This window comes from Cyanobium sp. LEGE 06113, assembly GCF_015207615.1.
The window spans coordinates 1-8,622 of sequence record NZ_JADEWM010000017.1 but is presented as its reverse complement, the minus strand read 5'-3'; the positions used below and the strand labels follow the sequence as shown (position 1 = coordinate 8,622).

Annotated in this window: 2 protein-coding genes and 1 pseudogene; 1 reads left to right on the top strand and 2 read right to left on the bottom strand. The window is 65.1% G+C overall.

The annotated features are described in order from the left end of the window. The first annotated feature begins 392 nt into the window (after positions 1 to 392). A pseudogene (gene gltB / locus IQ220_RS15370) lies at positions 393 to 5,002 on the top strand (glutamate synthase large subunit). Positions 5,003 to 5,387: 385 nt separating this feature from the next. Here the strand turns inward: gltB and IQ220_RS15365 are convergent. Next, positions 5,388 to 6,281 carry a phosphotransferase family protein gene (locus tag IQ220_RS15365; RefSeq protein ID WP_193916426.1) on the bottom strand — a complete coding sequence of 298 codons (894 nt, stop codon included), beginning with the start codon at positions 6,279 to 6,281 and terminating at the stop codon, positions 5,388 to 5,390. A gap of 466 nt (positions 6,282 to 6,747) precedes the next feature. Further along, on the bottom strand, positions 6,748 to 8,322 hold the full coding sequence (locus IQ220_RS15360) for a transposase (RefSeq protein WP_193916423.1): 1,575 nt from the start codon (positions 8,320 to 8,322) through the stop codon (positions 6,748 to 6,750). Between the last annotated feature and the right edge of the window lie 300 nt (positions 8,323 to 8,622).

Sequence of the window (8,622 nt, the reverse complement as noted above, 5' to 3'; positions counted from 1 at the left end):
GTGTTTGACGACTGTTTGCGTGCCTGAATTTATGAGAACTAAAGACAAGATAGTCGATTTCTAGGATGGACTCGCTTAGCAGGGTTCATTTAGTTTCTTTTGAGGTTTGCGTTGGATGCCATGTCCTGCCCACGCCGCGGCCTGTTCCGCCCCCCGGGGGCGGCGCGCGGGTTGCTGGGGCGGCCGGCTCGCTCTGACGGAATCCATCCAGGCCGTGCATGCCAGCCGAAGCTAGCCCTGCCGCCCAACTGTGCTGCCTCAACCTTTCTGGAGGACAGGGATCCCTAAGATCAAAGTCTCTGCTGTCAAGGCTCGGTTGCCGCATGTCCCCTCACGGGGGACGTTGGCCCACCGGTTGGCCGGCTGACACCCCATTCCAGAAGCCCTGGGCTATGCCACGACTGACCCGCCCTGTTTGGCCCCACTGCGACAGCCCCGCTCCGGCGGCCGTGGCCGGTGAAAAGGACGCCTGCGGGGTGGGCTTCCTGGCCGCGTTGAACGGCCAGACGTCCCATTGGGTGCTGCAGCAGGCCCTGCGGGGACTGGGCTGCATGGAGCACCGCGGCGGCTGCGGCGGGGACGGTGACTCGGGCGATGGCGCTGGCGTGCTCTGCGGCATCCCCTGGACCTATCTGGAGGCCGTCTGGCCTGCGGCGGCGGCAGCCGCAGGCGAACCCCGCGGACTGGGCATGGTGTTCCTGCCCGCCGACCCTGCGCGCCGCGACCAGGCCCGCGCCTTCTGTGAGGCGGAGGCGGCCAGCCTGGGACTCCGCTCCCTTGGCTGGCGAGCCGTGCCCGTGGATCCCGCCGTGCTGGGCCCGATGGCCCGCTCCACGGCGCCGCTGATCGAGCAGTGGCTGCTGGCTGCCGATGTGGATGGTGACGGGCTCGAGGGGCTGCTGTTCCGCCTGCGGCGCCGCTGCGGCGACCGGGCCCGCGAGGCCTGGGGCCCCGGTCCGCACGACCTCTACTTCGCCTCCCTCAGCAACCGCACGGTTGTGTACAAGGGCATGGTGCGCTCGGAGGTGCTGGCCGCCTTCTACGCCGACCTGCGCGATCCCCGTTTTGCGGTGAGTTTTGCGGTGTATCACCGCCGCTTCAGCACCAACACCCTGCCCCGCTGGCCCCTGGCCCAGCCGATGCGCCTGCTGGGCCACAACGGCGAGATCAACACCCTGCTCGGCAACATCAACTGGGCCAAGGCCTCCGAGGTGAACCTCGAGGCGGTGTGGGGCCATGCCGCGGCCGACCTGCGCCCGGTGGTGAACCCCGCCTTCAGCGACTCGGCCAATCTCGACGCCACCCTGGAGCTGCTGGTGCGCAGCGGCAGGCCGATCACCGAGAGCCTGCTCACCCTGGTGCCCGAGGCCTTCCGCGATCAGCCCGAGCTGGCCGACCGGCCTGACATCCAGGCGTTTTATGAGTATTCCGCCTGCACCCAGGAGCCCTGGGACGGCCCGGCCCTGCTGGTGTTCGCCGATGGCCGCAGCGTGGGCGCCACCCTCGACCGCAACGGCCTGCGCCCGGCCCGCTACTGCATCACCAGCGACGGCTTTGTGGTGATGGGCTCCGAGACCGGCGTGGTGGATGTGCAGGAGAGCAGCATCGTGGAGAAGGGCCGGCTCGGGCCCGGCCAGATGCTCGCCGTGGATCTGGAGAACGGGCGGCTGCTGCGCAACTGGGATGTGAAGCAGGAGGTGGCCGAGCGCCATCCCTACGCCGTGTGGCTGGCGGAGCATCGCCGCAGCCTGCTGGGCCAGCCCTGGCAGGAGCAGCGCCAGCTGAGTGACCTCGATCTGCTCCAGCAGCAGACCGCCTTCGGCTTCACCGCCGAAGACTTCGATCTGGTGATCGAGGACATGGCCAGTGCGGCCAAGGAGCCCACCTACTGCATGGGAGATGACATCCCCCTGGCGGTGCTCTCCAGCAAGCCGCACCTGCTCTACGACTACTTCAAGCAGCGCTTCGCCCAGGTCACCAACCCGCCGATCGACCCGCTGCGCGAAAAGCTGGTGATGAGCCTGGAGATGCACCTGGGCAAGCGCGGTTCACCGCTGCGGCCGGATCCCGCCTCGGCGGCGGTGCTGCATCTGGGCAGTCCGGTGCTGAATGAGGTCGAGCTCCAGGCCCTGGGCCAGCAGGGCCTGCCCACAAGCACCCTCAGTACCTTGCTGGCGATCGACGACGGTCCGGCCGGTTTCGAGAGTGCCATCCAGCATCTCTGCCGCGAAGCCGAGGCGGCCGTGCGCACCGGCAGCCAGATCCTGGTGCTCTCGGATCGCACCGACCGGGACGGACAGACCGGTGCCCCCACCGCCACCACCACCTACATCCCGCCCCTGCTGGCGGTGGGCGCGGTGCACCATCACCTGCTGCGCCAAGGGCTGCGGCTGCAGACCTCCCTGGTGGTGGAAACAGCCCAGTGCTGGAGTACCCACCACCTGGCCTGCCTGATCGGCTTTGGCGCCAGCGCCGTCTGCCCCTGGCTCACCTGGGAGACCTCCCGCCACTGGCTGGCCCACCCCAAGACCCAGAAGCTGATCGAGCGGGGCAAGCTGCCGGCCCTCACGCCATCCCAGGTGCAGGCCAACGTGCGCAAGGCCCTCGAAGACGGCCTGCGCAAGATTCTCTCCAAGATCGGCATCTCGCTGCTGGCCAGCTATCACGGCGCCCAGATCTTCGAGGCGATCGGCATCGGTGCCGATCTGATCGAGCTGGCCTTCACGGGCACCACCAGCCGGGTGGCTGGGCTGAGCCTGGCTGACCTGGCCAGCGAGACCCTCAGTTTCCACGCCAAGGCCTTCCCCGAGCTGAACCGCAGCAAGCTGGAGTTCATGGGCTTCGTGCAGTACCGCACCGGCGGCGAGTTCCACCTCAACAGCCCGGACATGGCCAAGGCCCTGCACGCCGCCGTGGCCGAGGGGCCCGGCTACGACCACTTCGCCACCTACAAGACCCTGCTTGAGAACCGGCCGGTCACCGCCCTGCGCGACCTGCTGGAGCTCAGGCCCGCCCCGGCCCCCCTGCCCCTGGATCAGGTGGAGAGCGTGGAGAGCATCTGCAGCCGCTTCTGCACCGGTGGCATGAGCCTGGGCGCCCTGTCCCGCGAGGCCCACGAGGTGCTGGCGGTGGCGATGAACCGCATCGGCGGCAAGAGCAACAGCGGTGAGGGAGGCGAGGATCCGGCCCGCTACCACCCGCTCCCGGATGTGGATGGCGAGGGCCGCTCGGCCACCCTGCCCGGAATCCGCGGGCTGCGCCCTGGCGACAGCGCCTGCTCCGCCATCAAACAGATCGCCTCAGGCCGCTTCGGGGTCACACCGGAATACCTGCGCAGCGGCCAGCAGATCGAGATCAAGGTGGCCCAGGGCGCCAAGCCCGGCGAAGGCGGCCAGCTGCCCGGCCCCAAGGTGGATCCCTACATCGCCTGGCTGCGCAACAGCAAGGCCGGAGTGGCCCTGATCTCGCCGCCACCGCACCATGACATCTATTCGATTGAAGATCTGGCCCAGCTGATCCACGACCTGCACCAGGTTCATCCCGCGGCGAAGGTGAGCGTGAAGCTGGTGGCCGAGATCGGCATCGGCACGATCGCCGCCGGGGTGGCCAAGGCCAATGCCGATGTGATCCAGATCTCCGGCCATGACGGCGGCACCGGCGCCTCGCCGCTGAGCTCGATCAAACACGCCGGCACTCCCTGGGAGCTGGGCCTGAGCGAGGTGCATCGCTCCCTGCTCGGCAACGGCCTGCGCGATCGGGTGCTGCTGCGCGCCGATGGCGGCCTCAAGACCGGCTGGGACGTGCTGATCGCGGCCCTGCTGGGGGCCGAGGAGTATGGCTTCGGCTCGGTGGCGATGATCGCCGAGGGCTGCATCATGGCCCGGGTCTGCCACACCAACAACTGCCCGGTGGGGGTGGCCACCCAGAAGGAGGCCCTGCGCCAGCGCTTCACCGGCCTGCCGGAGCACGTGGTGAACTTCTTCCTGTTCGTGGCCGAGGAGGTGCGCCAGCTGCTGAGCGTGCTCGGCGTGGCCCGCCTCGAAGACCTGATCGGCCGCACGGAACTGCTGCAGGCCCGCGAGGTGCCCCTCACCAAGACGAGCTGCCTGGATCTTTCCTGCCTGATCGACCCGTTGGCCGAGGCGGTGGAGCGCTCCTGCTGCGCCATGACCCCCAGGCCCACGGCAACGGCCCGATCCTGGAAGACGCCTTGCTGCAGGATCCCGAGCTGATGGCTGCCATCGAAAGCCATGGCGCCCTCAGCCGCAGCCTGGCGATCGTCAACACCGACCGCAGCGTGGGCGCGCGCCTGGCCGGCGAAATCGCGGCTCGCCACGGCAACCGCGGCTTCCTGGGCCAGCTCAACCTCAGCTTCACCGGAGCCGCCGGCCAGAGCTTCGGGGCCTTCCTGCTGCAGGGCATGAACCTGCGCCTGGTGGGCGACGCCAACGACTACGTGGGCAAAGGCATCAACGGGGGCCGCATCACCGTGCTGCCTCCCCCAGGCGGCCGTGATCCCGGCAGCCAGGTGATCCTCGGCAACACATGCCTCTATGGCGCCACCGGCGGCGAGCTGTTTGCCCTGGGCCGCGCCGGCGAGCGCTTCGGCGTGCGCAACAGCGGCGCCAAGGCCGTGGTGGAGGGCACGGGCGACCACTGCTGTGAATACATGACCGGTGGCGTGGTGGTGGTGCTCGGCCCCACGGGCCGCAACGTGGCGGCGGGGATGACTGGTGGGGTGGCCTTCCTGCTGGATGAGGCCGGTGGCCTGGCCGATCGCCTCAACCCCGAGACGGTGACGCTGTGTGATCTCTCCACTCCGGAGCAGGAAGCCCTACTGAAACCCTTGCTCCAAGCCCATTTGGAGCTCACGGGCAGCACCAAGGCCAGCGCCATCCTGGCTGACTGGAGCGCCTGGACGAGGCGGTTCAGGGTGCTGGTGCCGCCCAGTGAGAAGGAGGCGGTGGGATTGGTGACCGATCGCCAAGCCGTTGCAGTTTGAGTTTGCTATGGCTGTAAAGCCCCTTCCCAAATAAGTTAGCAGCGATTACGGTGGCCTCTATGGCCAATGAACTCACTGGGTTAGTGACGCCAGTCGCATCATCTTTCGTCTCAAGCAATGGGAAGCGGCCTGCTCACCCATCAGCGCTCATAGGCACTGGAGCAACAAAGGGGGTCACGTCACTGGGCCGATGGCCAAGCTGAGAACGGCAGCCCTCAACCGTGCTCCGACTGGCTGGATTTCAGTCGATCCGAGCCGGCTTGCAGGCCGTAACTCCCGACATCACGGCGCTATTGGCGATGCCGACGAGAAAGCCAGAACCAAGCTTGAATTAAGACTTTGAATCAGCTTTTCCAGGAGAAGCGCCGGGCACAAAGCGCAGGCTTCAAGTGTTCGCAGTGTCTAAAGGGCTCCAGTTTCTTATGTCGCTGACAATTGCGTCTTGAACAGCACCGCCTTTGATCCAGTACAGAAAATGGCATAGCTGTGTGCGCTCAAGGGCCATGATTAGCGAAATGTTCGGGATCTTTCGTGTAATTCTTGAGTAGACTTCCAGTATTTTTGCAAAGTATCTATCCCCTACCCCACCACGCAGGACCGTAAAGTCCCAATGGTAGTCTCCAATCCAGCAGACAGTAAAATCTACGACAGAAAGCAGGGAGGCAGTGCTTTCTTCGACCAAGCAATTCTGCAAGACAAAGTTTCCATGGAGGAGAGAAGGCTGAATATCGCTGGTATTAAGAACCGCAAGCATTCTAAATGTGTCCGACGCAAAAGACGCCAACTCCTTTCCGTGCTCTAATTGAGAAAACGCGTCAATATACACGTCAAACCTGTCTGCAATAGCTTCTCCATGCTTTGTATCTGCAATATTGAACCTAGATGAATCAAGATCGTGTAGCCAGGCCAAGAAGTAAGCCATGCACTTAATAAGTCTGTCCTTGCAGTCGGGGTCTTGGCGAGAAAACCAAGCTGAATTGGCCTGGATGCCGGGCAACAACTCCTGGGCTATGTATACAGGCTCTGTGCTGAAGTGCGTGACTATCGGGGTGAAGAAAGGAGCTTGCCCCTTGAGTTCGTCAAGTACAGACTTTTCCTTCAGGAATTGTTCTGCAGTCCATCTTGAAGTGGCAAAGCGATAGACTTCATTGGCGGTCTTGAAGACTGGGCTGGACTTGCCGCTCAAGACCTTAGCGTCTGATCTCTCAATCTCTGGGATGGCAAGGAGTGCTTCGTTGATATCTGTTGCTTGAAGCCACCGCATTATGGAGTCGGTCATCTATAGATCAACCTAACTTGTTCGGCGACGATTAGGCAGGAGGGTCACCACGCTACATAGGCGGGTCTCAAGACGCAATAACAGGGCTCCGATTCCGGTCTGCAGCGTTGTGATGCCCGCCCCTTTGTCGTAGCGGATCAAGGAGCGGTACATTGCCAGACGGGCCGATGGGCTCAGCCAGCAGGTGGCGGCTGATGCGGTGGGGATCTCGGTGGGCAGCGCCCAGCGGATCGATCGGGGGCAGCTCCAGCCCGAGGGCCAACAGCAGCAGCCTGGACGGCGGTTGCGCACCCGAGCTGATCCAGTGGCGGACGTGTGGGACACCGTGCTGGTATCCATGCTCGAGAAGTCGCCGCAGCTTGAACCCCAAACGCTGCTACTGCACCTGGAGCGGACCTTCCCAGGCCAGGGTGTCCGACGTCAATCAGGTTGACGCGCGCTTTGCATCAACAACTTGTTACCCGTTTCAATTGACGCCTGGTAACACTGGCTTCTCCACGCTTTCGCCTTCCACCAGGCTTGGAGGCCCGGCCACCGCCAGAGCGGCCATCTCGTTCTCGATCCATTGCAGCCGGTAACCGCGCAGGCTCCGCTGCAGGGTGCGCAGGTGGCTTGCGCCGTAGCGCTCCGGGTTGTGGCGGATCAGACGCTCCAGCAGCGTCTTGGCCTGGAGCTGGGGCTCGGTCTGCAGCCATTGCTCAATCCGCTCCACATCCGGCTCAAACGGATCGGGCCTGGAGCGCTTGCCGCTGCGGGGTTTGGGCTTGCGACGCCTGGGCTGGTTGCTCTGCCAGAGGGTCTGCAGCCCGCCCAGGAATACCTCCAGCGATCGGTTCTCAGCAGCCAGATCCCTTTCCACTCGACTGGCCTGCAACGCAGAGCCCTGTTCACCGCTGGCCAGCACCGCCAACTGTCCCTGGCAGCGTCGGATCGTGGTGAGCAGGGCCACCGGGTCACTGCGGCGCTGCAGCTCCCGCCAGGGTTCGACCGTCTCCTCATTCAGCATGCCAGTGGCCAGCAACCGCTGCAGGGGCGTTCGCGGTGGGTGGTGCTGCCGTTTGATCCGGCCGCCGTCGCGCTCACTGCTTTTGAGCTTGAACGATGGCTGGAACAGGTTGGTGAACAGCCGCAGGGCGCCGTACAGCTCGCCCAGCACCTGGGCCGCCTCCAGACCCTCCAGCCGCTGGTAGCCCACCACCCGGCGCACCAGCATCCCGTTCTTCTGCTCCACCCAGGCCTGGTCATTGCTCTGGTACGCCCTGGAGCGGGTGAGCACGATCTGGTGGCCCGGCCGGTCACACCAGGCCTGCATCAGGCTGTTCATGAACACCGGGTCGTTGTCGGCATCGATCCCCCGCAGTGGAAACGGCAGTTGCCGGCGGATCAGCTGCAGGGCCGTGAGCACCACCGCGCCATCGCGCACCAGGATCGGCAGGCTTTCGCTCCAGCCCGTGGCGATATCCGTGGCCATCAGGGTCCACAGAAATGGGCCCTGCATGCGGCCGCCGCAGTGAGCCACCAGATCGATTTCCAGCCAGCCGGGCTCGCTGTGATCGCTCCAGCCCTTGAACGTGCGCACCGGCACCCGCCGCCTGACGGCGCTGTAGGCCCGCGGCGGCCGCCGCCAGTTGTTGGCAGCGCTGGCCTTGCGGATCGGTGCCAGCAGCCGATCGATCGTGGCGCTGCTCATTGCCAGCACGTGCTCACGCACCGCCGGCGCCAGGTTCAGGTGGCCGTGTTGCTCCAGAGACTCCACCAACAGCGGTAGCAGGGCCGCCAGGCGCTTACCGCACAACCGATCACTCGCTTCCCACAACGGCACCAGCGCCTCTGCTGCCTCGGGGCCATAGCGGCGCCGGGGATGGGGCTTGAGGGACGCCTGATCGAGCGGCCCTTCTGATTCGACGGGGGCAGCAGCCTTGCGATTGAGCAGCCGCAGCAGCGATTTGCGGTGATACCCCGTGATCGCCTCCAGCTCGTCCAGCAACTTGCGCTTACCAGCAGTACTCAGGCCCCCGTAGCGCTGGCGGGCAGCCTCCATCGCGGCCCGTCTGCGCTGCGGATCAGGGCCGACCGCTCCAACCTCACGCCTGTCAGCCGCAGCACCGCTCGGCATGACCGCCACCTTGCGCCAAATGTTGATGCAACAACCTTACGCAAGTAACCTAAGTAACGATGCAATGCGCGCGCGCTTTGCATCAACCAGATTGTCGTCTGTCCCGTGTCAATCAGGTTGACGGGTGGCGTCAATCTGGTTGACCGGTAGAGAGTGGTTGTTCGGAAGCCCGCTGGAGCCTGAGATCGCAGCGGGGATCGGGATCGTGACCAGGCTGTCGCGGCG

Coding starts and splice junctions, on each gene's coding strand:
- IQ220_RS15365 (WP_193916426.1), bottom strand. CDS start 6,281: ATGACCGACTCCATAATGCGGTGGCTTCAAGCAACAGATATCAACGAA.
- IQ220_RS15360 (WP_193916423.1), bottom strand. CDS start 8,322: ATGGAGGCTGCCCGCCAGCGCTACGGGGGCCTGAGTACTGCTGGTAAG.